The 24,357-nt window shown below is 63.8% G+C and carries 24 protein-coding genes; 19 read left to right on the top strand and 5 right to left on the bottom strand.

Annotation, left to right across the window (positions count from 1 at the left end):
- Nucleotides 1-63 precede the first annotated feature (63 nt).
- From WA237_RS01395 to ybgC, 6 genes are all read left to right on the top strand, one after another.
- On the top strand, nt 64-1,614 hold the full coding sequence (locus tag WA237_RS01395; RefSeq protein WP_336096383.1) for an acetolactate synthase large subunit: 1,551 nt from the start codon (nt 64-66) through the stop codon (nt 1,612-1,614).
- A gap of 111 nt (nt 1,615-1,725) precedes the next feature.
- Complete coding sequence (locus tag WA237_RS01390) at nt 1,726-2,379, top strand: GntR family transcriptional regulator (RefSeq protein ID WP_336096382.1); 654 nt, start codon at nt 1,726-1,728, stop codon at nt 2,377-2,379.
- A gap of 133 nt (nt 2,380-2,512) precedes the next feature.
- Nucleotides 2,513-3,274, top strand: a complete 762-nt coding sequence (locus tag WA237_RS01385; protein ID WP_009812691.1) for a LamB/YcsF family protein — start codon at nt 2,513-2,515, stop codon at nt 3,272-3,274.
- 2 nt (nt 3,275-3,276) lie between these two features.
- Complete coding sequence (locus WA237_RS01380; protein WP_336096381.1) at nt 3,277-3,966, top strand: 5-oxoprolinase subunit B family protein; 690 nt, start codon at nt 3,277-3,279, stop codon at nt 3,964-3,966.
- Nucleotides 3,963-5,012, top strand: a complete 1,050-nt coding sequence (locus WA237_RS01375; protein ID WP_336096380.1) for a biotin-dependent carboxyltransferase family protein — start codon at nt 3,963-3,965, stop codon at nt 5,010-5,012. Before WA237_RS01380 ends, WA237_RS01375 begins: the two co-directional genes overlap by 4 nt.
- Complete coding sequence (gene ybgC / locus WA237_RS01370; RefSeq protein ID WP_050754100.1) at nt 5,009-5,437, top strand: tol-pal system-associated acyl-CoA thioesterase; 429 nt, start codon at nt 5,009-5,011, stop codon at nt 5,435-5,437. The genes WA237_RS01375 and ybgC overlap by 4 nt, the downstream gene beginning before the upstream one ends.
- A 31-nt stretch (nt 5,438-5,468) precedes the next feature.
- Here the strand turns inward: ybgC and WA237_RS01365 are convergent, their stop codons facing one another.
- Nucleotides 5,469-5,690, bottom strand: coding sequence for a hypothetical protein (locus WA237_RS01365; RefSeq protein WP_254655712.1), 222 nt, complete (start codon nt 5,688-5,690; stop codon nt 5,469-5,471).
- On the opposite strand from WA237_RS01365, the gene tolQ reads away from it, so the two are divergent.
- From tolQ to folD, 12 genes are all read left to right on the top strand, one after another.
- The gene (gene tolQ, locus WA237_RS01360; RefSeq protein ID WP_246557592.1) at nt 5,587-6,249 is read left to right on the top strand and encodes a protein TolQ; all 663 of its coding nucleotides are present in this window, start codon (nt 5,587-5,589) and stop codon (nt 6,247-6,249) included. The two genes, WA237_RS01365 and tolQ, sit on opposite strands and share 104 nt — an antisense overlap.
- Before the next feature lie 3 nt (nt 6,250-6,252).
- Nucleotides 6,253-6,726, top strand: coding sequence for a protein TolR (gene tolR, locus WA237_RS01355; protein WP_040617812.1), 474 nt, complete (start codon nt 6,253-6,255; stop codon nt 6,724-6,726).
- An 11-nt stretch (nt 6,727-6,737) separates the two neighbouring features.
- Nucleotides 6,738-7,880 carry an energy transducer TonB gene (locus WA237_RS01350; RefSeq protein WP_336096931.1) on the top strand — a complete coding sequence of 381 codons (1,143 nt, stop codon included), beginning with the start codon at nt 6,738-6,740 and terminating at the stop codon, nt 7,878-7,880.
- Complete coding sequence (gene tolB, locus WA237_RS01345; RefSeq protein ID WP_009812684.1) at nt 7,880-9,202, top strand: Tol-Pal system beta propeller repeat protein TolB; 1,323 nt, start codon at nt 7,880-7,882, stop codon at nt 9,200-9,202. Before WA237_RS01350 ends, tolB begins: the two co-directional genes overlap by 1 nt.
- A gap of 110 nt (nt 9,203-9,312) precedes the next feature.
- On the top strand, nt 9,313-9,828 hold the full coding sequence (gene pal / locus WA237_RS01340) for a peptidoglycan-associated lipoprotein Pal (RefSeq protein ID WP_336096930.1): 516 nt from the start codon (nt 9,313-9,315) through the stop codon (nt 9,826-9,828).
- Nucleotides 9,829-9,848: 20 nt separating this feature from the next.
- Nucleotides 9,849-10,691 (top strand): tetratricopeptide repeat protein, encoded by an 843-nt coding sequence (locus WA237_RS01335; RefSeq protein ID WP_336096379.1) that lies wholly within the window; start codon nt 9,849-9,851, stop codon nt 10,689-10,691.
- 65 nt (nt 10,692-10,756) lie between these two features.
- The gene (gene tilS / locus WA237_RS01330) at nt 10,757-11,947 is read left to right on the top strand and encodes a tRNA lysidine(34) synthetase TilS (RefSeq protein WP_336096378.1); all 1,191 of its coding nucleotides are present in this window, start codon (nt 10,757-10,759) and stop codon (nt 11,945-11,947) included.
- A gap of 81 nt (nt 11,948-12,028) precedes the next feature.
- On the top strand, nt 12,029-13,948 hold the full coding sequence (ftsH, locus tag WA237_RS01325; protein ID WP_009812680.1) for an ATP-dependent zinc metalloprotease FtsH: 1,920 nt from the start codon (nt 12,029-12,031) through the stop codon (nt 13,946-13,948).
- A 5-nt stretch (nt 13,949-13,953) separates the two neighbouring features.
- Nucleotides 13,954-14,730 (top strand): methyltransferase domain-containing protein, encoded by a 777-nt coding sequence (locus WA237_RS01320; RefSeq protein WP_009812679.1) that lies wholly within the window; start codon nt 13,954-13,956, stop codon nt 14,728-14,730.
- A gap of 109 nt (nt 14,731-14,839) precedes the next feature.
- A complete protein-coding gene (locus tag WA237_RS01315) occupies nt 14,840-15,457 on the top strand; it encodes an MOSC domain-containing protein (RefSeq protein WP_336096377.1) in 618 nt (205 codons plus the stop codon).
- Between the two features lie 148 nt (nt 15,458-15,605).
- The gene (locus tag WA237_RS01310) at nt 15,606-17,282 is read left to right on the top strand and encodes a formate--tetrahydrofolate ligase (RefSeq protein ID WP_336096376.1); all 1,677 of its coding nucleotides are present in this window, start codon (nt 15,606-15,608) and stop codon (nt 17,280-17,282) included.
- Nucleotides 17,283-17,449: 167 nt separating this feature from the next.
- Nucleotides 17,450-18,340 (top strand): bifunctional methylenetetrahydrofolate dehydrogenase/methenyltetrahydrofolate cyclohydrolase FolD, encoded by an 891-nt coding sequence (gene folD / locus WA237_RS01305; RefSeq protein ID WP_336096375.1) that lies wholly within the window; start codon nt 17,450-17,452, stop codon nt 18,338-18,340.
- 54 nt (nt 18,341-18,394) lie between these two features.
- Here folD and WA237_RS01300 read toward each other — a convergent pair whose 3' ends face one another.
- Nucleotides 18,395-18,835: a PaaI family thioesterase gene (locus tag WA237_RS01300; protein ID WP_009812675.1), complete on the bottom strand. Its 441-nt coding sequence runs from the start codon at nt 18,833-18,835 to the stop codon at nt 18,395-18,397.
- Between the two features lie 125 nt (nt 18,836-18,960).
- Here WA237_RS01300 and WA237_RS01295 point away from each other — a divergent pair, with 125 nt between their 5' ends.
- On the top strand, nt 18,961-19,761 hold the full coding sequence (locus tag WA237_RS01295) for a LytTR family DNA-binding domain-containing protein (protein ID WP_336096374.1): 801 nt from the start codon (nt 18,961-18,963) through the stop codon (nt 19,759-19,761).
- A 3-nt stretch (nt 19,762-19,764) separates the two neighbouring features.
- Here WA237_RS01295 and pdeM read toward each other — a convergent pair whose 3' ends face one another.
- The 3 genes from pdeM to WA237_RS01280 all read right to left on the bottom strand — a co-directional run bounded on the left by pdeM (nt 19,765) and on the right by WA237_RS01280 (nt 24,277).
- Entirely contained in the window at nt 19,765-20,430 is a 666-nt protein-coding gene (gene pdeM, locus WA237_RS01290) for a ligase-associated DNA damage response endonuclease PdeM (protein WP_336096373.1), read from the bottom strand.
- A 67-nt stretch (nt 20,431-20,497) separates the two neighbouring features.
- Entirely contained in the window at nt 20,498-22,909 is a 2,412-nt protein-coding gene (locus WA237_RS01285; protein WP_336096372.1) for a ligase-associated DNA damage response DEXH box helicase, read from the bottom strand.
- A 54-nt stretch (nt 22,910-22,963) separates the two neighbouring features.
- On the bottom strand, nt 22,964-24,277 hold the full coding sequence (locus tag WA237_RS01280) for an ATPase (protein ID WP_336096371.1): 1,314 nt from the start codon (nt 24,275-24,277) through the stop codon (nt 22,964-22,966).
- Nucleotides 24,278-24,357: the final 80 nt, after the last annotated feature.

Below are 24,357 nucleotides of genomic sequence, written 5' to 3'. Positions count from 1 at the left end.
CAGGATTGCCCGGCGGGCCGCCCCGCCGGGTCTCATGATATTTGATTTGAAAAGGCGATTGCGATGAACGGCGCTGAATCCATTGTGAAATCTTTGACGGCGGCGGGGATCGACCGCTGTTTCGCCAATCCCGGCACTTCCGAGATGCATTTTCTCGCAGCCCTCGACCGGGTCGGCGGCATCGACTGTTCGCTCTGCCTGTTCGAAGGCGTGGTGACTGGCGCCGCCGATGGCTATGCCCGGATGGCGGGCAAACCGGCGCTGACGCTTCTGCATTGCGGGCCGGGGCTCGCCAATGGTCTGGCCAATCTCCACAATGCCAAACGGGCGCGCACGCCGATGCTCAATATTGTGGGCGATCACGCGCGCGACCATGTGCGCTTCAACACGCCGCTGACCTCCGATGTGGTCGACATTGCGCGGCCCTTCTCGGATTGGGTGCGCAAGATCGACCGCCCCGAGGACATCGCCCGCGACGTGTCCGAGGCCATCGCGGCGTCCTCCGGCCCCAAGGGCGGCATCGCCACACTGGTCCTGCCCACCGATCTCGCTTGGGGCCCCGGTCCCGCACCGCTCAATTCCGCGCCGCAGGTCCCCGGTCTCGACCCCGTGGCCGACGAGGTCATCGCCGAGGCCGCCACTATCATCGAGCGTGGCGAGCCGGTGCTGATCTTCGCCACCGGCCCGGCGCTGAGCGAGGCCGGCACCCGCGCGCTGGGCCGCCTCGCAAGCCTCGCCCATGTCGAATATCTCGCGCCGGTGAACGGCCCCCGTTACGACCGAGGCGCAGGCCGCGTCGACATCGCCCGCATCCCCTATGATCCCGGCCTCGCCCGCGCCCGCATCGGCCATATCAAACATATCCTGCTGGTCGGCACGGACGAGCCCGCCTCGTTCTTTGCATATCCCGACACGCCCGGCAGCGTCGTCCCCGAAGGCTGCACCCTCCACCGCTTCAGCGAGGCCGGCATGGATGCCGTCGCCGGGCTCGAGGCGCTGGCCGACCGGCTCGGCACCGGGGCCACGGCCTACCGCGTGACCGAACGCATCGAAACCGCCCGCCCCAGCGGCGCGATCACCCCCACCAGCGTCGCCGCCGCCATCGCCGGGACCCTGCCAGAGCACGCCATCATCTGCGACGAGGGGCTGACCCAGGGCCGCGAAGTCATGCCCGCCACGACCCATGGCCCGCCGCACAGCTGGGTACAGATCACCGGCGGCGCGATTGGCAACGGGCTGCCGCTGGCGCTCGGGGCGGCGATGGGCGCCCGCGACCGGCGCGTCGTCTCGGTCCAGGCCGACGGCAGCGGGCTCTTCACCTTGCAGGCGCTCTGGAGCCAGGCCCGCGAAGGGCTCGACGTGACCACGGTGATCCTCGCCAATCAGAGCTATGAGATCCTCAAGGGCGAAATGGCCAATATCGGCGTGCCGACCCCCGGACCGCTGGCCCAGGACATGATGAGCCTGCAAAACCCCGCCATCGACTGGCTGGCGCTCTCCAGGGGCTTTGGCGTGCCCGCCGCCCGCGCCGAGGATGCCGAGACGCTGATGCAGCTCCTCGAGCAGAGCTATGCCACCCCCGGCCCCTTCCTCATCGAGGCGCGGATCGGGTGAGGGCGTTTGACGGTTCCCTGCGCGGGAAGTCTTGGATATATTCGCACGGCTTATAGGGTTAGATAGGAAATTCCGATATGAGAGCACAGCCGGACCCAGAGGGGCAGCGACATGCCTGAGTTCGAGGCGGTCAGCAAGGAAACCCTTGGCACAACGGTCTATAACCGGATCCGGCAGGCTATTCTCAACGGCGATTTCCGCCCCGGGGACAAGGTCAAGATCCGCGAGATCGCCGGTCAGATGGCGGTGAGCGGCACGCCGGTGCGCGATGCGCTGCTGCAACTCGTGATGGAACGCGCCCTCGAAATGCCAAGCCCGCGCGAAATCCGCGTGCCGCATCTGAGCGGCGCGGAACTGGCCGAAATCCGGCTCTTGCGGGTGACGCTCGAAGGCATGGCCGCCGAGGCCGCCGCCGCCCGCGCCACCGCACAGGACATCGCCCGTCTCGAAGAGCTGAACGACACGATCCTCACCGCCTTTGCCGAGGGCGACGCCCATCTCGCCCTGTCGCATAACCGCGCCTTCCACAGCCATCTCTACCGGCTGTCGGGGATGGAGGTCGCCGCCGAAATCCTCGATCGGCTCTGGCTGCGCATGGCGCCGCTGATCGCCAGCTGGGCGAGCTATGCCGAGGCCGATGATTTCGTCCGCCACCATTACCCCGTGATCGACGCGCTCAAACGCGGCGACGGCCCGGCGGCGCGACAGGCCATTGCCGATGACATCGTGGCCAGCGGGATCAAGATCGACGACATCCGCGACTGACCGCGCCCAGCGCGAAACCAAGCCCCGCCCCCCGTTGCCTTCACCGTGGCCCGCCCGTACTCTGGGCGCATGAGAGACGCGTGCTCGCGACCGGCGGCGCGGCGCGCTCGCGTGACGGATGGTGGATGACAGAATGAAGATCGATCTCAACTCGGATCTGGGCGAAAGTTTCGGCCCCTGGCAGATGGGCAATGACGCGGCGATGCTGCAGCTGGTGAACAGCGCCAATATCGCCTGTGGCGGCCATGCCAGCGACCCGGAAACGATGTTTCAAACCCTCAAGACCGCCGCCGACCGTGGCGTTCATGTCGGCGCGCACCCCGGCTATAACGACCGCGAGGGCTTTGGCCGCCGGGTGATCCCGATGCAGCCCGCCGAAATCGGCCGCATGGTCGCGGCCCAGATCGGCGCGCTGCAAGCGATGGCGCGGCTCGTCCCGGTCAAGGTGCATTACGTCAAGGCGCATGGCGCGCTGGCCAATCTCGCGGCGGGCAACAAGGAGGTGGCGCTGGCCATCGCCCGCACGGTCCACGCCATTGATCCCGATCTCGCCTTGCTGGCCATCTCGGGCACCTGTCTCGAAGAGGCGGGGCGCGAGCTGGGGCTCGCCACCTATTCCGAGATTTTCGCCGACCGGGGCTATCAGAGCAACGGTCAGCTGGTGCCGCGCGGCTCTGACGGGGCGATGATCCATGACGCGGACGCGGCGGCAGAGCGGCTGCTCGATTTTCTCAAGACCGGGCTGATGCCGGTGGTCGATGGCGATCCGATCCCGCTCAAGGCGCAATCGATCTGCGTGCATGGCGACGGGCCTAGCGCGGTCGCCATGGCCCAGCAGATCCGCGCCCGGCTCGAGGCCGAAGGCGTGGCCTTTGCCCCCTTCACGGCGGGCTGACCATGCAAGAGCTGACATTCCTTCCCGTGGCCGATCACGCGCTCATGGTGCAGCTCGGCACCGAGGTGAGCGAAGCGCTGAGCGCGCAGGTGGTCGCGCTGGACAAGGCGATTGCGGCGGCCGGGATCGAAGGCGTGCAGGAAACCGTGCCCGCCTTCGTCAACCTGCTGGTCGAGTTTGACCCGCTGGTGACGGATCACGCGACATTGCAGGCGCAGATCACAGGCTGTGCCGAACGCGCTGAGGTGCGTGACAACGCCGGCACGCTGCATGAGGTGCCGGTCTGCTACGACGCCGATCTCGCCCCCGATCTCGCGGCGGTCGCCGAGGCCCGGGGCATCAGCGAGGAAGAGGCCATCGCGCTACACCTGTCCGGCGATTACCGCGTCGGCATGTATGGTTTCGCGCCGGGCTATGCCTATCTCTCCGGCGTGCCCGAGGCGCTGCGCGTCCCGCGCAAACCGGCCCCGGTGCGCGGCATCCCGCGTGGCGCGGTGCTGATCGCCGGGCCGCAATGTCTCGTCACCACGCTCAAGATGCCGACCGGCTGGTCGATCATCGGCCGTTCGCCGACCGAGGTGCTCTGCAACGACCCGGCGCGGCCCTTTCTTTTCGACGTGGGCGACCGGATCAAGTTCCGCCGCATCGACCGCGCTGAATTCGATGCGAGCTATCGGGAGGATGCGACATGAGCGACGCAGAGTTCCGGGTGCAATTCGCAGGTCCGCTGGTGAGCTTTCAGGACGCCGGGCGGCGCGGTCACATGCGCTTTGGCGTTCCGGCCTCCGGCCCGATGGATCGGCTCGCCTACCGCGCCGCGCTCGCCGCGCTGGGGGCGGCGGCGGACGCCACGGTGATCGAGGTCTCGATGGGCGGGCTACAGCTCGAATGCGTGTCGGGCCGGCTCTCGCTCGCGCTCGCGGGCGGCGATTTTCAGATCGAGATCGGCGGCACCAAGCTCAGCGGCTGGACCGTGTTCGAGATCGAGGCCGGGCAAAGGCTCAGCATCCGCCCCGGCAAGCAGGGCAGCTGGGCCTATCTCGCCTTTGCGGGCGATCTGCAGGCCGAGCGCTGGCTCGGTCATGCGGCGACTCACTCGACCTCTGGCTTCGGCGGCGGGCAGCTGCAGACCGGACAGCGGCTGCGGGTGGAAAACGCCCAGCTGCGCGAGGATCGGCATGGTCAGATCGTCCTGCCAGAGCTGCGAAACATGGCCGATCCGATGCGCGTTGTGATGGGTCCGCAGGACCGTTGCTTTACCGACGCAATACTGTCGTCTTACCGACAGGAGGAATTTCGCCTCACCGACGCCTATGACCGGATGGGTGTGCGGCTTTCGGGGCCGGAATTGACCCTCTCCGAGGCGCTCTCAATCCCGTCCGAGCCGATCACCCGCGGCTCTGTTCAGGTCTCGGGCGACGGGGTGGCGACGGTGCTTCTGGCCGATCACCAGACCACCGGCGGCTATCCCAAGATCGCTACGATTCTGGGATGCGACACCGACCGTCTGACCCAGCTTCGCGCCGGGGATGCCTTGCGTTTTCAACCGGTTAGCGCCGAGGAGGCCGTGGCGATCAGCCGGTCCTACGCCGCCGCGCTCGACGCCTATCTGGCCGAGATCGGCGAGCCCAAAGGCACCCTGGCCCAGCGCCTCATGCGCGAGAACCTGATCAGCGGCTATGAGCTGAGCGCCGAGACGAATGACGCGGCAGAATCCGGAGGCAGCGCACGTAAATGACCAAGCAATTACAATCTGTTACCCTTTCTCGCCCCGGCGACGAACACCGCTTTTCCGTCCGTGTCTACTATGAAGACACCGACATGGGCGGCATCGTTTACCACGCCAATTACCTCAAATTCATCGAACGCGCCCGCAGCGACTGGGTCCGGGGTCTCGGCGTCGATCAGGTCGCAATGAAGGAAGACGGCATCGCCTTCGCCGTCCGCCGCGTCGAGGCCGATTACCTCATGGCCGCGAAATTCGACGACCAGCTCGAGGTCCTCACCCGCTGCCTCTCCGTCTCCGGCGCGCGGCTGATGATGGAGCAACAAGTCATGCGCGGCGAAGACCTGATCTTCTCGGCCGTGGTGACGATCGTCTGCATCAGTGACGCCGGCCAGCCCGTGCGTCTCCCGGCGAATATCCGCCTGCTGCTGCACTAAGAACGGTATTTTGCCGCGCATGATGCGCTTGTTATTGGCTTTCCCCGTGAAACTGCGCTAGATTTCCTGCAAAACAAGGCCAAATAAAAAACGGCCACCACAAAAAGAGCAGGCAGATGGAAGCAGAAACTCTGGCGTTGGCACAGGAGATGGACTTCTCCATGTGGGCGCTTTTCGCGCGAGCAACGATTGTTGTTAAATTGGTCATGCTGATGTTGATCATCGCATCCTTTTGGGCGTGGTCGATCATCATTCAAAAACTCATCATGTATCGCAAGGCCCGGGCCGAGGCCGAACGTTTCGATCAGCGATTCTGGTCTGGCGAGCCTCTGGATGAGCTCTTTGACGAGATCGGCACCGAGGCCAGTGGACAATCCGAGAGGGTGTTCGCCGCCGGCATGACCGAATGGCGCCGCAGCCACCGCAATGATGGCGGGATGATCGCCAATGCCACCGCCCGGATCGACCGGTCGATGGATGTGGCCATCGTCAAGGAAAGCGAAGATTTGCAGAGCGGGCTGTCGGTGCTCGCCACGGTCGGCTCGACCGCGCCCTTCGTCGGGCTCTTCGGCACCGTCTGGGGGATCATGCACGCCTTTATCGGCATCGCCGAGGAACAGAACACCAACCTCGCCGTCGTGGCACCGGGTATCGCCGAAGCGCTTCTTGCGACCGGGCTCGGCCTTCTCGCCGCGATCCCAGCGGTGATTTTCTACAACAAGCTCAGCGCGGATGTGGACCGGATCGTCGCAGGCTACGAGGCCTTCGCCGACGAGTTCGCGACCATTCTCAGCCGTCAGTTGGATAGCTGAGCCATGGGCGCGGGTGTGGTTCAAAAAACCGGAGGTGGTGGCCGCCGACGCCGTGGGCGCGGCCGGTCACGCCCGATGGCCGAGATCAACGTGACGCCCTTTGTCGACGTCATGCTGGTGCTCTTGATCATCTTCATGGTGGCCGCCCCGTTGATGACGGTAGGCGTGCCGGTCGAGTTGCCGAAAACCGCCGCCAATGCCCTTGCCGGGGAACAGGAAGAGCCGCTGGCGATTACCATCACGGCCGAGGGCGTCGTGATGATCCAGACGACCGAAGTGGCCCGTGACGAGCTGGTGAGCAAACTGCGCGCCATCGCGGCAGAGCGTGACGGCAGCAAGGTCTTCCTGCGCGCCGATGGAGCTGTGCCCTATGCGGATGTCGTGCAGGTCATGGGTGCGCTCAACCGGGGTGGGTTCGACGATATCGGGCTCGTGACGGATGCTGGTGGTCCGACGCTGGATAATGCGAGCAACTGATGGCCACCGCCATGAACACGGGTCAGATTATATCAGGGGCAGGGCATACCGTGTTGATCGGTTGGCTGCTCTTTGGCGGTGCGTTCAACACCGATCCGATCCCGTTTGAGGTGACCCAGGTGACGGCTATTTCGACAGAGGAGTTCGAGGCGTTGATGGCGGCGGAACGCGCGCCCAATGCAGCGTCTTCCGTGACCGAGCCGACCCCGCCCGAGACGGTCGAGTCGCCGACACCGGCGCTCTCGTCACAGACGGATGCGGAGACGGCACAGACCCCGCCGACACCGGCTGAACCGATCACCCCGGACCCGACGCCGGAGCCGCCCGCCCCGACGCCGCGCCCTGAGGCGCAGGTCGAGGATACGGCCCCCGTCCTGCCGACCCCGCCGCAGGACACGGCTGTTCTGCTGCCCGAGAAATCCTTGCGCCCCAAGCCGCGCCCGGCCCCCCGTGTGGCCCCGGAACAGGTCGCCCCGCCTGAGCCGGAAACGGCCGTCGACGATGTCGTGCGCGAAGAGGTTGTGGCAGATGACACAGCCACGACGCAGCGCGAGGAAGCCGAGGCGACCGCGCCCGAAGAGGCCGCGACCGAGATTGTGACCGAGGCCGAAGAGGGTGGTGGGCCCATCGCCCCCACCGCGTCGATGCGGCCCAAGACGCGCCCCGAGCGGCCCACGCAAACCGCTGAGGCCAAACCGGAAACCCAGCCCGAAACGCCGAAACCGGCGACGCCGAAGCCCGCAGAGACGGATAATTCCGCGGTGCAGGACGCGCTGGCTGCGGCTTTGGGGCAGGCAAGTGAGCCTGCGCCCGACACCGCGCCAAGCGGGCCGCCCCTGACGGGTGGCGAAAAGGACGCGCTGCGCGTGGCGGTGCAGTCGTGCTGGAACGTGGGCTCGCTCAGCACCGAGGCGCTCGGCACCACGGTGGTGGTGACGGTCGATATGGGCGAAGACAGCAAACCGATAAACGGGTCAATCAAGATGATCGGATCAAGCGGCGGCAGCGCTGCTGCGGCGGGGCAGGCCTTTGAGGCGGCGCGCCGGGCGATCATTCGCTGTGGCAGCCGTGGGTTCAACTTGCCGATTGAGAAATACGGTCAGTGGAAAACCATCGAGATGACCTTCAACCCGGAGAATATGAGGATCAAATGATGTATCGCATGATGACACTCGCGCTGGCCTGTCTGGTGGCGTTTCAGGCTCCGGCTCTGCAGGCCCAGGACGGTCCCCTGCGGCTCGAAATCAAGGAAGGGGTGATCGAACCGATGCCCTTTGCCGTGCCGGATTTCGTCCCCGAAAGCGGCGCTGCCGAGGAACTGTCGCGCAATATCGCGCGGGTCGTGGCGGCCGATCTTTCGGGCACCGGGCTCTTTCGCGAGATTTCCCAAGACGCGTTCATCAGCCGTGTCACCAGCTTTTCGAGCCCGGTGCAATTTGCCGATTGGAAGGCCATCAACGCTCAGGCGCTTGTGACCGGTGCCGTGGCGGTCGACGGAACGGGCCGGGTGACGGCCAAGTTCCGCGTCTGGGATGTGTTCGCGGGCCAAGAGCTCGGCAGCGGGTTGCAATTTGTCGGCACGGTCGATGGCTGGCGGCGGATCGCGCATAAGGTGGCGGATCAGGTCTATAGCCGGATCACCGGCGAGGGCGGCTATTTCGACAGCCGCGTCGTTTTCGTGTCCGAGACCGGGCCCAAGGACAACCGCGCCAAGCGTCTCTCGATCATGGATTACGACGGTGCGAACCTGAAATACCTGACCGATAGCTCGTCCATCGTGCTTGCCCCGCGGTTCTCGCCCACGGGCGACCGGGTGCTCTATACAAGCTATGAGAGCGGCTTTCCCCGGGTCTATGTTCTCGACGTGGCAAGCGTGAGCCGCCGCCTCTTGGAGAGCCAAGATGGCACGATGAGCTTTGCGCCGCGGTTCAGCCCGGATGGTCGCACGGTGGTCTATTCGCTGATCCAGGGCGGCAACACCGACATCTATACGATGGACATTGCGACGGGGGCGAGCCAGCGCCTGACCAATGCGCCGTCGATCGAGACGGCCCCGAGCTTTAGCCCCGATGGCCGCCAGATCGTCTTTGAAAGCGATCGCAGCGGGACGAACCAGATCTATGTGATGAACGCTCAGGGTGGCGAAGCCCGGCGGATCAGCGGTGGCACCGGCCAATATGGCACGCCGGTCTGGTCGCCGCGTGGTGATTACATCGCCTTTACCAAGCAATCCAAGGGCCGGTTCCATATCGGTGTCATGCGGGTGAATGGCGAAGAAGAGCGTCTCTTGACCGCGTCCTTCCTCGACGAGGGGCCGACCTGGTCGCCGAATGGCCGGGTGATCATGTTCACCCGTGAAACCCAAGGGGCGCAGGGGCAGTCGCGGCTGTGGTCCGTTGATATCACCGGGCGCAACCTGCGGCAGGTCCAGACACCGGGCGGCGCGAGCGACCCGAGCTGGTCGCCTTTGCAATAATTCGCCGGGACCTGCATGACGATTCCCATAAAGCTTGGGCTGTGATAGATAAGGGCTTAGGCAAGATGAAAACCACACCGACGACCAACAAACGCGAGCGGGGCACTAAAATGAAGACGTTTCAAAAGGCGATGATCCTCGGGACAGGTCTGCTTCTGGCAGCTTGTTCCAGCCCGGACCGGTTCGGGGACAGCACTGTCGATCTCAACGGCACAGGGGCCAATTCGGGCGTGATTGCGGGCTCGGCATCGGACCCAAGCTCGCCCGCCTATTTCAGCCAGACAGTCGGGGACCGCGTCCTCTTCCCGGTTGATCAGCACACGCTGACCGCGACCGCGCAGCAGACGCTCAACGGTCAGGCGCAATGGCTGCTGCGCAACACCGATTATGACGCGTTGATCGAAGGTCACGCGGATGAGCAGGGCACGCGCGAATACAACCTCGCGCTCGGTGCGCGGCGGGCCAATTCGGTGCAGGAATACCTGATCAGCCAAGGCGTGCCGTCGACCCGTCTCAAGGTGATCAGCTATGGCAAGGAACGCCCGATCGAGATCTGCAGCGAAGAAAGCTGCTATGCGCAAAACCGGCGGTCGGTCACGGTGATTTCGGCCGGCGCGGGCGTCTAAGCCGAACGGGAGATTGAGAAATGCGGTATTGGACTATCCTGTCATGTGTCGTCCTGATAGCGATGCCTGTGGCGGTCGGGGCGCAGTCCCGGACTGAAACGCTGGCCGATATTCGGCAAGAGCTTACCGTGCTGCATGTCGAAATCCAGAAGCTGAAGCGCGAGCTGAGCACGACCGGCGGGGCGGCCACCGCCACCGGCGGCGGCTCGGTCATCGCGCGCGTCAACGCCATCGAGAGCGAGCTGCAGCGGCTCACGGCCAACACCGAAGAGCTCGAGCTGCGCATCAACCGTGTGGTCAGCGACGGCACCAACCGGATCGGCGATCTCGAGTTTCGTTTGGTCGAACTTGAGGGCGGCGACGTGAGCAAGCTCGGCGAAACCTCGACCTTGGGCGGTGAGGCCATCCAAGGCAGCACCGGCGGCGCTGTGGCACTTGGTGGCGGCACGGCTGCCACCGGCGAAGCTCAGACCGAGCTCGCCATTGGCGAACAATCCGATTTCGATCGGGCCAAGGCCGAGCTGGACGCGGGCAACACGGCCAAGGCGGCCGAGCTGTTTTCGGCCTTTCAGACGGCCTATCCCGGCGGTCCGCTGAGCGGGCAGGCGGGGGTCTTGCGTGGGCAGGCACTTGAGGCCGAAGGCGATCTGACGGGAGCCGCGCGGGCCTATCTCGACACGTTCTCGGCGGATCGAGAGGGCCCGGCCGCCTCGACAGCGCTCTACCGTCTCGGGCGCACATTGGGACGGATTGGCCAGACCAATGAGGCCTGTGTCACGCTGACCGAAGTGGGCGAACGCTACCCCGGGTCGCCCGCCGTGGCCGAGGCGCAGGGGACAATGGCCGAACTGGGCTGTTCATGAGCCAACCTCAGGCGTTGCTTTGCGACGCGTTAGAGGCCCATTTTTCTAAGAGTTCTCCCGCCCGGATGGCTGTCGCCGTTTCGGGCGGAAGCGATTCCACCGCGCTACTACTTGGGCTGAAGGACTGGGCCAAAGGGCGCAAGATCTCCCTACATGCCGTCACCGTGGACCATGGGTTGCGTTCGGCATCGGCCCAAGAAGCGGAAGCAGTGGCGCGGCTTTGTGCCGAGTTCGCTCTGCCGCATCACTGTCTCGTTTGGCAGGGCTGGGACGGGCAGGGCAACCTGTCTGACGCGGCCCGCCGCGCCCGATATGATCTGATGGCCGACTGGGCGCTGGGCCACGAAATTCACGATCTCATCCTGGGGCACACCCAGAATGATCAGGCGGAAACCCTTGTCATGCGTTTGGCGCGCGGGGCGGGGCTCGACGGGCTGGCCGGCATGGGCGCGCGGACCACACGTGGTGCGATGACCCTGCACCGGCCTCTCTTGGACGTTTCGCGCGAAAGCCTTCGGGCCTATCTGCGGCAGCGAGAGATCGGTTGGGCCGATGACCCGAGCAATGATGATCCTCAATACGCCCGGGTGCGGACACGTGCGGCATTGTCCGCGCTGGAGAGCGCAGGCGTCGAGGTCGAAGCCTTGGCCAAAGTGGCGGGCTATCTGCGGGAGGCGCGCGAGACCATCGGCCATGTGGCGCAAGAGGCCGCAGAGCGATTGGTCCAATTCGATGCGGGCGATCTGGTCATTGATGCGCAGGCATGGGGTGAGGAACGCAAGGACATCCAAAGGCGCATCTTGCAAGCGGCGCTGCGTTGGGTCTCCGGCCATGGCTATCCAGCGCGCGGCGCGGCGGTCGAGGCACTGCTTGAGGCGCTGCAGCGCGACGAGGCGACGACATTGCATGGCTGCCGCATCATCCCGCGTCGCGATTACATTCGGATCACCCGGGAATGGGCTGCCGTGGCCGATCTCGAGGCCAGTGCCGGCACGCTCTGGGATGGTCGTTGGCAGGTCTCCGGCCCGTTTGAGCCAGAGGATCGCATCCGCGCGCTCGGAGAGGCGTCGCTGGCGCTCTGTCCGGATCGGCGGCAGGCAGGCTATCCCGCGGCGAGCCTGATCGCATCGCCCGCCGTCTGGCGCAACGGACAGCTCATCGCGGCGCCCTTGGCCGGGCTGGGGCAATCCGAGGGATGGTCGGCGGAATGCCTCCGGTCGCGGCGGGATTTGAATGACACGCTTCTGTCGCATTGAACAACCCGGCAGGATTGCTATTTAAGACCTATGCCCCCTGTGCTAGATGCGGGGCCGACATATGTTTTGGGGAGATTTGCCTTGGGCAATGCACGCACGATCGCCTTCTGGCTGGTTCTGTTCCTGCTGGTAGTGGCGCTGTTCAACCTGTTCAGCGGTACCGGAAGTACACTTCAGAGCAAGCCTCTGGCCTATTCCGAGTTCGTCTCGGCGGTCAATGAAGGCACCGTTAGCGAAGTCACGCTCGATGGTGAGACCGTGCGCTTTCAGGATAATGCTGGCGTCAACTACATGACGATTAAGCCGGAAGATGCCGAAGTGACCAAGCTTCTCATCGAAAAGGGCATCCCCGTTCAGGCCGAAAGCCAGGAACAATCCGGGTTCCAAGCCTTCCTTCTGACGCTTGCCCCCTTCCTTCTGTTGATCGCGGTCTGGGTCTATTTCATGAACCGGATGCAGGGCGGCGGCAAAGGCGGCGCGATGGGATTTGGCAAATCCAAGGCCAAGATGCTCACCGAGAAACATGGCCGCGTGACCTTTGACGATGTGGCCGGGATCGACGAGGCCAAGGAAGAGCTCGAAGAGATCGTAGAGTTTCTCCGCAACCCGCAGAAATTCAGCCGTCTTGGCGGGCAAATCCCCAAAGGCGCGCTGCTGGTGGGCCCTCCGGGCACCGGTAAGACGCTTCTGGCGCGGGCGATTGCGGGCGAGGCGGGCGTGCCCTTTTTCACCATCTCGGGCTCTGACTTTGTCGAAATGTTCGTCGGTGTCGGTGCGAGCCGTGTCCGCGACATGTTCGAACAGGCCAAGAAGAACGCGCCTTGCATCGTCTTTATCGACGAGATCGACGCCGTGGGTCGCCATCGTGGCGCGGGCTATGGCGGCGGCAATGACGAACGTGAACAGACGCTCAACCAGCTGCTGGTCGAAATGGACGGGTTCGAGGCCAATGAAGGCGTGATCATCATCGCGGCCACCAACCGTAAGGATGTGCTGGACCCGGCGCTGCTGCGTCCCGGCCGGTTTGACCGTCAGGTCACCGTGCCCAATCCCGACATCAAGGGCCGCGAGAAGATCCTCGGCGTGCATGCCCGCAAGACGCCGCTCGGCCCCGATGTCGATCTGCGCATCATCGCGCGCGGCACGCCCGGCTTCTCGGGCGCGGATCTGGCCAACCTCGTGAACGAGGCGGCGCTCATGGCGGCGCGGATCGGACGGCGGTTCGTCACCATGGACGATTTCGAGATGGCCAAGGACAAGGTCATGATGGGGGCCGAACGACGGTCGATGGTTCTCACGCAGGACCAGAAGGAAAAGACCGCCTATCACGAGGCCGGTCATGCCATCGTCGGTCTGAAACTGCCGAAATGCGATCCGGTCTATAAGGCGACGATCATCCCGCGCGGTGGCGCTCTGGGTATGGTGATGAGCCTGCCGGAGATCGACAAGCTGCAGATGTTCAAGGACGAGCTGCATCAGCGCATCGCCATGACCATGGCGGGCAAGGCGGCCGAGATTTTCAAGTACGGTGCCGACAGCGTGTCGTCGGGCCCGGTGGGCGACATTCAACAGGCGAGCCAGCTCGCCCGGGCCATGGTGCTGCGCTATGGCATGTCGGACAAGGTCGGTAACGTCGATTATGCCGAAGCCCATGAAGGCTATAGCGGCAACACTGCCGGTCTCTCGGTCTCGGCCCATACCAAGGAGCTGATCGAGCAGGAGGTGAAGAAATTCATCGATGACGGCTATGACATTGCGTTCAAGATCATCTCGGAAAACGAGGAAGAGTTCGAACGTCTGGCGCAGGGCCTTCTTGAATACGAGACGCTGACCGGCGAAGAGATCAAGCGCGTGATGCGCGGCGAGCCGCCGCATCTCAGCGATGACGAGGATGACGGATCGGACGAAGGCAATGCGCCTTCGGTCACCGCGATCCCGAAAACCAAGCCGAAGACCCCGCGTGGCGGTGACGGCGGGCTCGAGCCCGAGCCCTCTGCGTGAGCGGTATGGCCAATAGCCCTGACTGGAATCCCGGTGCCTATGAACGGTTCCGGGATCTCCGCTTGCGCCCGGGTCTCGATTTGCTGAACGCGGTGGGCCAGATGGCCGCCGGGGATGTCATCGATCTGGGCTGTGGCAATGGTCAGCTCGGCCCCGCTCTCAAGGCGCGGGCTGAGGGCCGGTCGATCGTCGGGGTCGATGCCTCGCCCGCGATGCTCGAAAAAGCCCGCACCGCGAGCTGTTATGCCAGCCTGCAGCAGGCCGATATCCGGGATTGGCATCCGCGCCGCGCGCCGGGGTTGATCTTCTCCAATGCGGCACTGCATTGGGTGGGCGAGCATGAAAAGCTCTTGCCGCGTCTGGCGCAGATGCTGGCGAAGGGCGGCACGCTGGCGGTGCAGATGCCGCATCAGAACAAGGCGCCCTCCCATCGCGTGTGGCTGTCGCTGAGCGAAGAGATGTTCCCCAACCGGATCGAGAAGATGGGCACGCCGGGGGTCATGGCACCGCAGAAATATGACGAGCTGCTGGCGCCAATGGGCCGGTTCCGCCTTTGGGAAACCGAGTATTATCAACGCCTCGTGGCCGAAAAAGGCAGCCATCCCGTGCGCCGCTATACCGAGAGCACCTATGCGCGCCCCGTGCTCAACGCGCTGGAGGCCGACGAAAAGGCCGAATTGATCCGCCGCTATGAAGAGGCGATGCAAGTGGCCTATCCGGTGCGCGCCGATGGGTCGGTGCTCTTTCCCTTCCGGCGGCTGTTCTTCACGCTCACGGTCTGAGGTAAGTATATTTCTGATGAAAGCGGTGCAGTTATGCGCCGCTTTTGCGTTGACCTGATCACATCGGGCGGGAAGGTTGGCGGCAGTTCCCTTGTCACCGGAGACGCCTATGCCCGCCCTTGCCGCCACTGACTTTATCGCCCGTATCACTTGGCTCGGCTGTGTCGACCGCCCCGAGAGCGACGGCGTGCGCGCCAGCCCGGTTCAAGAGATCGAGGCGCACTATGGCGGCGACACCCGAGGCCGTCACTGGGGCGAAACCCGGCCCTCCTGTGTGCGGGTCAAGGATATGCATCCGCGCGGCACGGACATTCGCAATGTGCGCCAGTTCTCGATCCTGTCTGCCGAAGAGGTCGCCGCGATCAGCGAGACGATGGGCGGCCAGGAGCTCGACCCGCAATGGCTCGGCGTGTCGATCCTGATCGAAGGTATCCCTGATTTCACCCATGTGCCGCCGTCGTCGCGGCTGCAGGGTGAGGATGGGGTCACCTTGGTGATCGATATGGAGAACCGCCCCTGTCAGCTCCCTGCGCGCGAGATCGAAGCGGCGCGTCCCGGTGAGGGCAAGACCTTCCTGCCAGCTGCCCGCGGTCGGCGCGGGGTGACGGCCTGGGTCGAGCGCGAGGGGCGGCTTCGGGTCGGTGATGCGCTGCGGCTTTTCATCCCCGATCAGCGAGTCTGGGCGCCGCTCGACGGGGTGCTCAGCGCCGAGGCGAAGCGCTGGTAAGCGATCAAATTGTTTCCGAAGGGAAACGATTTCAGCCGCTATCGCCGCAACCAAGGTGATATATGTCGGAAAACCGTGCTGGAACCCAAGGCAGAGTCGCTATCAGACGCCAGAGAGACATCGGCCTTGGCCAAAGAAGGGGACCAGCATGGGTTACAAAACCGACATCGAAATCGCACGCGAGGCGACTAAAAAACCGATCCAAGAGATCGGCGACAAGCTTGGCATTCCGTCCGAGCATCTGCTGCCCTATGGCCATGACAAGGCCAAGGTCAGCCAGGATTTCATCAACTCCGTTCAGGACCGCAAGAACGGCAAGCTGATCCTCGTGACCGCGATCAACCCGACCCCGGCGGGCGAAGGTAAGACGACTACCACCGTGGGTCTGGGCGATGGCCTGAACCACATCGGCAAGAAAGCGATGATCTGCATCCGCGAAGCGTCGCTCGGGCCGAACTTTGGTATGAAGGGTGGCGCGGCCGGTGGCGGCTATGCGCAGGTCGTTCCGATGGAAGAGATGAACCTGCATTTCACGGGTGACTTCCACGCCATCACCAGCGCGCATTCGCTGCTGTCGGCGATGATCGACAACCACATCTACTGGGGCAACGAGCTTGAGATCGACGTGCGTCGGGTGCAATGGCGTCGCGTTGTCGACATGAACGACCGCGCCCTGCGTCAGATCAACGTGTCGCTCGGCGGCGTGGCCAACGGCTTCCCGCGCGAAGGCGGCTTTGACATCACCGTGGCTTCCGAAGTCATGGCGATCCTCTGCCTCGCCAACGACCTCAAGGATCTCGAGCGTCGTCTCGGTGATATGATCGTGGCCTACCGTCGTGACCGTACCCCCGTGTTCGCCCGTGATATCAAGGCCGAAGGCGCAATGACCGTCCTGCTCAAGGACGCGATGCAGCCCAACCTCGTGCAGACGCTCGAAAACAACCCGGCCTTCGTGCATGGTGGCCCCTTCGCCAACATCGCGCATGGCTGTAACTCGGTCATCGCCACCACCACGGCGCTGAAACTGGCCGATTACGTTGTGACAGAGGCAGGCTTTGGCGCCGACCTCGGTGCTGAAAAGTTCATGAACATCAAGTGCCGCAAGGCCGGTATCGCACCGTCTGCCGTGGTTCTCGTGGCCACTGTCCGCGCGATGAAGATGAACGGCGGGGTGGCCAAGGCCGATCTTGGCGCTGAGAATGTCGAAGCGGTCAAGAAGGGCTGTCCGAACCTCGGGCGTCACATCGAGAACGTCAAATCCTTCGGCGTGCCGGTGGTCGTGGCGATCAACCATTTCGTCACCGACACCGACGCCGAGATCCAGGCCGTCAAGGATTTCGTCAAGGCGCATGGCGCCGAGGCCGTCCTGTCGCGTCACTGGGAACTGGGCTCGGAAGGCTCTGCCGATCTGGCACGCAAGGTTGTCGAAGTCGCGGATGCGGGCAATGCCAACTTCTCGCCGATCTATGACGACGACATGCCGCTCTTCGAGAAGATCGAAACCATCGCCAAGCGCATCTATCGCGCCGACGAGGTTCTCGCCGACAAGAAGATCCGCGATCAGCTCAAGCTCTGGGAAGAGCAGGGCTATGGCAAGCTGCCGATCTGCATGGCCAAGACGCAGTACAGCTTCTCGACCGATCCGAACCTGCGTGGCGCGCCCACCGGCCATTCGGTCCCGGTGCGCGAAGTGCGCCTCTCGGCGGGTGCCGGTTTCGTCGTGGTTGTCTGCGGTGAGATCATGACCATGCCCGGCCTGCCGCGCGTGCCCTCTGCCGAGGCGATCCGCCTCAACGATGCGGGGCAGATCGAAGGCCTCTTCTGATGCCGCGATCCTTCGGCTGACATACCGACCTCCCTGTCGCCCTCGTGGCGGCAGGGAGATTGTCATTGCGACGCCGGATTTTTGGAACTTCACCTCAGGCGGGTCGCGCCTGAGGTCACACAGCGAACAGAGTACACGGCGGTCACGCGCCGCAAGGAGAGTTTGAAATGACAGCCAAGATCATCGACGGCAAAGCCTTCGCCGCCACCATTCGCGAAAAGGTCGCGGGCCATGTGGCGCGGCTCAAGGAAGAGCATGGCATCACCCCCGGTCTGGCGGTGGTTCTGGTGGGCGAAGATCCGGCCAGCCAGGTCTATGTCCGCTCGAAGGGCAAACAGACCGTCGAAGTGGGCATGAACTCTTTCGAGCACAAGCTCGACGCCGACACGTCCGAGGCCGATCTGCTGGCCCTGATCGACAAGCTCAACAATGATGACAGCGTGCATGGCATCCTTGTGCAACTGCCGCTGCCCAAGCATCTGGACGAAGATCTGGTGATCAACTCGATCAGCCCGGAAAAGGATGTGGACGGCTTTCACATCTCGAACGTCGGCCTACTCGGCACCGGGCAAAAGAGCATGGTCCCCTGCACGCCGCTGGGCAGCCTGATGATGCTGCGCGATCACCATGGGTCGCTCTCGGGGATGAATGCGGTGGTGATTGGCCGCTCGAACATCGTGGGCAAACCGATGGCACAGCTTCTGCTGGGCGACAGCTGCACCGTGACCATCGCCCATAGCCGGACCAAGGATCTGGCAGAGGTGGTGCGCCGCGCCGATATCGTCGTGGCCGCCGTGGGCCGCCCTGAAATGGTGCCGGGCGACTGGATCAAGGAAGGCGCCACCGTGATCGACGTAGGCATCAACCGGATCGAGCGCGACGGCAAGAATGTTCTCGTGGGCGATGTCGATTTCGCAAGCGCCAAAGAGGTGGCCGGGGCGATCACGCCGGTGCCGGGTGGTGTCGGGCCGATGACCATCGCCTGCCTGCTGGCCAATACGGTCACCGCGTGCTGCCGGTCGAATGAGCTGTCCGAGCCCGAAGGGCTCACCGCTTGAACAATCCCGACCTGAATTGAGACGTCTTAGAACCCCGGTGCACGCATCGGGGTTTTACTTTGGCAGGATCGGAACCAGCGTGCCGAGCATGGTGGCCACATGGGTTTCCTGACCCTCGGTCACGCCAAAGATATCGGCCTGCGCGATGACCAGCCGGCGGCCCGGTTTGATGACCTTGCCACGCGCCACCAAAACATCGCCACGCCCCGGGGCGAGCAGGTGGATCTTCATCTCGGAGGTGAGCACCTCGGCCTCTTCGGGCATGATGCTGAGCGCGGCATAGCCCGCCGCGCTGTCACCTATCGAAAAAGTGAGCCCGGCATGGGCAAAGCCGTGCTGCTGCTGGCTGCCTTCAAGGATCGGGCAGGTGATTTCGATTTCCCCCTTGGAAACCCGGCTCAGCTGTGCGCCCAATGTCGCCATGAGGGATTGCGACGCAAAGCTGCGTTGGATCTTGCTGATCTGCGATGGGGACCAGCCTTCTGAATTTCCCATTTTTGTTTTCCCGCCAATCGATTGATAAGCTCTTTTACCGTCCAAACTGACAGAAGTCCTTGTCGTGTCTACGAAAAATATACAATTGCCTGTCAGGGTTGTAATGTCCGAGAAAGAGGTTCGCTTTGAGTTTACCAACCCGAGATCATGTCAGAAACGTCTTCGCACAGATCTTCGGCAGTTTGTCGTCGCCGTTAACGGTGAGCCCATGGGCCAGTCTGATCCTGGTGACTTGGGCCGCTGGTCCCTTTGGCACCTATATCGCCATGGCGTCGCTGATGCGGCTGGAATTTTGGACCGCGGTGGTCACTGTCGCGATCCTGGGCGACCATCTCATTCGGGTGGTCACGATGATGTTCATTCGCCCGCAGGACAAGACGCGGTTCGAACTGGTCGCTGTTGGGCTAGCGGTTGCGTTGTTTGGGCCTTTTGTGTGGTGGGTCGGGGGTTTTGTGGCCGAGCTGAACGGCAATCCTGAGCCGGCCTTTCTTGTGGCGGTCTGGTATGTGCTACTGGTCACTACGGTGCTCGTCATCATGCGCCGCCTCACGCCTGAGTTTCGTCGTCAGTCGCAGCTCAAGGATCGCAGTGCTGAGGAGATTGAAACGCCGCAACCGCGGCTCATGCAGCGGCTCCCCGAAGAGTTGCATGGCCAAATTCTACGCCTGTCTGCCGATGGGCATTTCGTCGAGGTGGTGACCGAACATGACAGCCACCGCTTGCGGATGCGATTCATCGACGCGATTGGGGAAACCGATCCGCAAAAGGGCTATTGCGCACATAGGTCGCATTGGGTGACCCTTGTAGCCATTCAAGAGGTGTTGAAACTCACACCTCACAAAATTGTGATCCGCCTCACCAATGGCGATGAAATCCCGGTTGGACGCAAATACAAACCCGATCTTGAAGCGGCGGGTATCCTCTAGCCGCTAGGCGCGGCCCATGGGCAGGCAGAGCGCCCGCGCCCCGGTGAGCACCGCGATGGCATCGGGTGACATGAGGCGGGCGAGGACAGGATCGGAACAGCGCAGGCCCCCGGTATAGGTGCCAAAGGCGGGCAGGATCACCCGCGTCGCATCAATCAGAAAGGCCGGGCGCGACATAGCCCGCCCCTTGCTCCGTACCGTGGCCTTTGGGTGATAATGGCCCGATATCTCGCCCGAACCCTGCGGGGTGGCGATATGGGTAAACCGCAGCGCACCCATCTCCAGATCCGGCATATGCTCTCCCGCGGGACCGAGCGGCCCGGGATCGTGATTGCCCTCGACCCAAATCCAGCGCCGTCCGTTTTGCAGGGCTCTGAGCGTCTCAGCATCGGCATCGCTCAGCTCTCGCGCCGCCTCGGGATCGTCGAAACTGTCGCCGAGGCAGATGACCGTGCGGGGCGCGATATGGCCGAGCACCGCCCCCAACCGCGCCAGCGTGTCGCGCGTCTCATAGGGCGGCAGCGTCGCCTGACCGAGCCGCCCGCGCCGCGCCGCCTTGCCGAGATGCAGGTCCGAGATGCAGAGCATGTCCTGCGCAGGCCAATAGAGCGCGCCACTGGCCAGCGCGATGAGATCGGTTCCCGCCAAGGTGAATGCATGCCCGTTCATGCAATGTTCTTTGGCGGGCCTGCGCGGAAATTGCAAGAGAGCGGATGCGCAATCCAGCAGGCAGGAATCAGAGCGCATCCAGACCAGCCTCGACCAAAAGCCGATGGGTCTCTTCGCCGAGCAGACGCTCTTCGGCGGCGCCTTTGATCGGCACCTTGCCCACTTCGAGAAGCAAGGGCGCGGCAAAGGGCGAGATCCGGTCGAGGCGCAGCAGATCGATCCGCCCTGCGACCCGCTCGGCCATCTCTTCGATCCGGGCAAAATCGACAAGGCCGCGCATCGCCTCGTCCCTCGTGATCCGCAACAGCAAATGGTCGGGGTCGTATTTCACCAAGGTATCATAGAGAATATCCGACGACATGGTGGCCTGCCGCCCGTTCTTGCGATTGCCGGGCATGTTGCGGGTGATGAGCCCGGCAATGGTGGCCGCCCCGCGAAAGCTGCGCTTCATCACCGCATTGCCCATCAGCCAATGGTCGAGACCGTCGCGCAGAGACGCGATGTCGAGCAGCGGCGCGGCATCGGTCAGCGGCTCAAGCCCCCAGATCAGCGTCGCGTAATCGGTGGCCACAAATCCCAGTGGATCGAGGCCCAGATCCTCCATCCGTTTGGTCAGCAAAAGCCCCAGCGTCTGCTGCGCATTGCGCCCGGCAAATCCGTAGACACAGGCATGTTCGCGCCCGTCATGGGGAAAGCTCTCGATCAGCAATCGACCGGGCTCGGGCAGGCGGGACATCTCGCGCTGCAGCCGGAGCCAGTCTTGGCTGTATTCCGGCAGATCGGGCCAGCTGTCTTGCTGCAGCATGGTCAGGATCCGCTGGCTGAGCTGTGACGAGGTGGCGAATTTCGTGCCGCCAAACACCGCCAGCCGGGGTTTGCGCGCGGCATCGGGCGAGACCTCGACCACCATCTCGCGAAGCCCCTCATAGCGCACGATCTGACCGCCGATGAGAAAGGTATCCCCGGGCGACAGCGAGGCGGCAAAGGCCTCTTCGACCTCGCCCAGCGGCTTGCCGCCCCGGTTGCGTTTGAGTCGAACCTTGACCAGATCGGCATCCTGAATGGTGCCGATATTCATCCGGATGAGCGCGGCGCTGCGCGGGTCGCGCAGCTGCCACAGCCCGTCGGGCCGCTGCATCAATCGGCGCCATTTGTCATAGGCGCGCAGGGCATAGCCGCCGGTGGCGCAGAACTCGAGACAGTCGTCAAACGTGGCGCGGATGAGATCGGCATAGGGACCGGCGCGGGTCACTTCGGCAAAGAGCGCGTCGGCGTCAAACGGGCCGGAGCAGGCTCTGATCAGGATATGCTGACACAGCACGTCGAGCGGGCCGGGACCACGCGGCGCGCCATCGAGATCGTGGGCACGCACCGCCTCGAGCGCGGCGCGGCATTCGATCACCTCAAAGCGGTTGGCAGGGACCAGCCGGGCCTTGGAAGGCGCGTTATAGCGGTGATTGGCGCGCCCGATCCGCTGCACCAGCCGTTTGACGTTCTTGGGGGCACCGATCTGGATCACCAGATCGACATTGCCCCAATCGAGCCCGAGATCGAGACTGCCGGTGCAGACGACGGCGCGCAGCGTGCCCTCTTGCATGGCGGCTTCGACCCGCTCGCGCTGAGTGCGGTCGAGACTGCCATGATGGATGCCGATTGGCAGCGCATCGTCATTGGCAAGCCACAGATTATGAAAGAAAATTTCCGCCTGCGCGCGGGTGTTGTGAAAGATCAGCGTGGTCTTGTGGGCGCGCACGGCGTCGAGCACGGCGGGGATGGCATGAGCGGCGCCGCCGCCAGCCCAGGGCGGGGCGGCGTCGACGTCGAGCATGGCGATATCGGGGTCGGGGCCGGGATCGGCGAGAAGGATCTCGCAAGGCGCGGGATGCGGCGCGAGGAAGCGAGCGAGCGCGGGCGGGTCCTCGACCGTGGCAGAAAGACCGACGCGGCGCAGACCGGGGCAGAGCGCCTCGAGCCGCGACAGGGCTAGCATGAGCTGATCGCCGCGCTTGGACTCGGCCAGCGCATGGGCCTCGTCGATGACCACCCGCTGAAGCCCGGCAAAGATGCGCGGCGCGTCCTCGTAGGAGGTCAAGAGCGCGAGGCTTTCGGGCGTGGTCAGCAGGATATGAGGTGGGTCGGCGCGCTGGCGGCGTTTCTGGGTGTAGGAGGTGTCGCCGGTGCGGTCCTCGATCCGGATGTTGAGCCCCATCTCTTCGGCCGGGCGGCGCAGGTTGCGGCGGATATCGGCGGCGAGCGCCTTGAGCGGCGAGATATAGAGCGTGTGCAACCCGGCGGCGGGATCCGGGCCAAGTTCAACCAGCGTCGGCAAAAATCCGGCCAGCGTCTTGCCGCCGCCGGTGGGCGCGACAAGCAGCAGCGCGGCGGCGTCGGCGCGGGCGAGCATGTCGCGCTGATGCGGGTGGAGGGTCCAGCCGCGGGCGGTGAAGAAGGTGGAAAAGGGCGGCGCGAGCTCGGTCATGCCGAGATATGTAATGCGCCGCCCGGTGATTTTCTTGCAAAAAATGCCGCGCGATCAGCGCACGATGGCCTCGTCCTTGACAAACATGTTTGCCCAGGCCCGGTCGATCAGTTCCGGCGACATCTGATTGGGGATACCCTCGAACTCGCAGATCGAAATCATCTGGTCGATGAGGAAGACCGGCTGATAGTTGGCATAGACATTGTTGATCGTCGGGTACTTCTTTTTCAGCAGATGCACGAGGGCAGGCTCGCTCAGCGGCATCTTCTTTTTCTTGGCGACCATGGCGAAAATCTTGAGGAAATCTGCCTGGTTAGGCCCGTCGATCTTGATCTTGTAGAAGATCCGGCGGAGCGCGGCCTGATCAAAGATTTCATTGGGATGGAAGTTGGTCGAGAAGATCGCCAGCGTGTCGAAGGGCACTTCGAATTTCTCGCCCGATTGCAGGGCGAGGATGTCCTTGCTCTCTTCGAGCGGGACGATCCAGCGGTTGACGAGGTTCTGCGGCGGTTCGGCCTGACGGCCAAGATCGTCGACGATGAAGATGCCGCCGGTGGCCTTGAGCTGAAGCGGGGCCTGATAGGTGCGGGCGGTGGGGTTGTAGACGAGGTCGAGCATGTCGAGCGTCAGTTCCCCGCCGGTGATCACGGTGGGCCGTTCGCAGCGCACATAGCGCGTGTCGAAGGTGCGGCGGCGGCGGAGCGAGTTCGGGTCGTCGGTCTCGACCTCGGCCTTGGAATGCACAATCGGGTCATAGACGGTGATCACCTGACCGGAATATTCGATGGCGCGGGGGACATAGATCTTGTCGTCCATCGCGTCACGTATGCCGTTGGAAATACTCGATTTACCGTTTCCCGGCGGGCCGTACATCAGGATCGAGCGACCGGCGGAGACCGCTGGGCCGAGCTGATCGAGCAGGTTGTTGGGCAGCACGAGATGGCCCATCGCCGAGGTCAGTTCCTGCCGGGTGATCTGAATGCTGCGGATGGATTGGCGTTTGATCTGCTCGGAATAGACCGAGAGGGGGACGGGCATGGCGCCGAAATATTCGGACTGGGCGAGGGCGTCGAGGGCGCGTTGCTTGCCGGCGTCGGTGAGCTGATAGCCCATCTCGTTGCCCGAGTTGGCATTGAGCGTGCCGGTGGCCTCGAGAAGCAGCTGGCTGCGGGCCATATCGACCAGTTCCTGGGTCACGGCGCGGGGCAGGCAGATCGCCTCGGAGATGTCGGTTACGAGGTCTAAGTTCTTGCGAAACATGGTTTTTAGCAAGATGTCCCGCATCATGACGACGGGGATACGCATCTCTTCGATACGGTTGGGCGGCGGGGGGGGCTGCACGCCTTGCTGGGTGACTTCCATATTCATGATTGGGGTTCCATGACCTGTCCGAACTTGGGTCCGGTATGCCTGCAAAATGAGGACATATTAAGGAAGCCGTTGGGCCG

This window comes from Roseovarius sp. CH_XMU1461, from assembly GCF_037027165.1.
GTDB classification, from domain to species: Bacteria; Pseudomonadota; Alphaproteobacteria; order Rhodobacterales; family Rhodobacteraceae; genus Roseovarius; species Roseovarius nubinhibens.
Note: the sequence above shows the minus strand (reverse complement) of the source record. Positions and strands in the feature narration are given on the sequence as shown.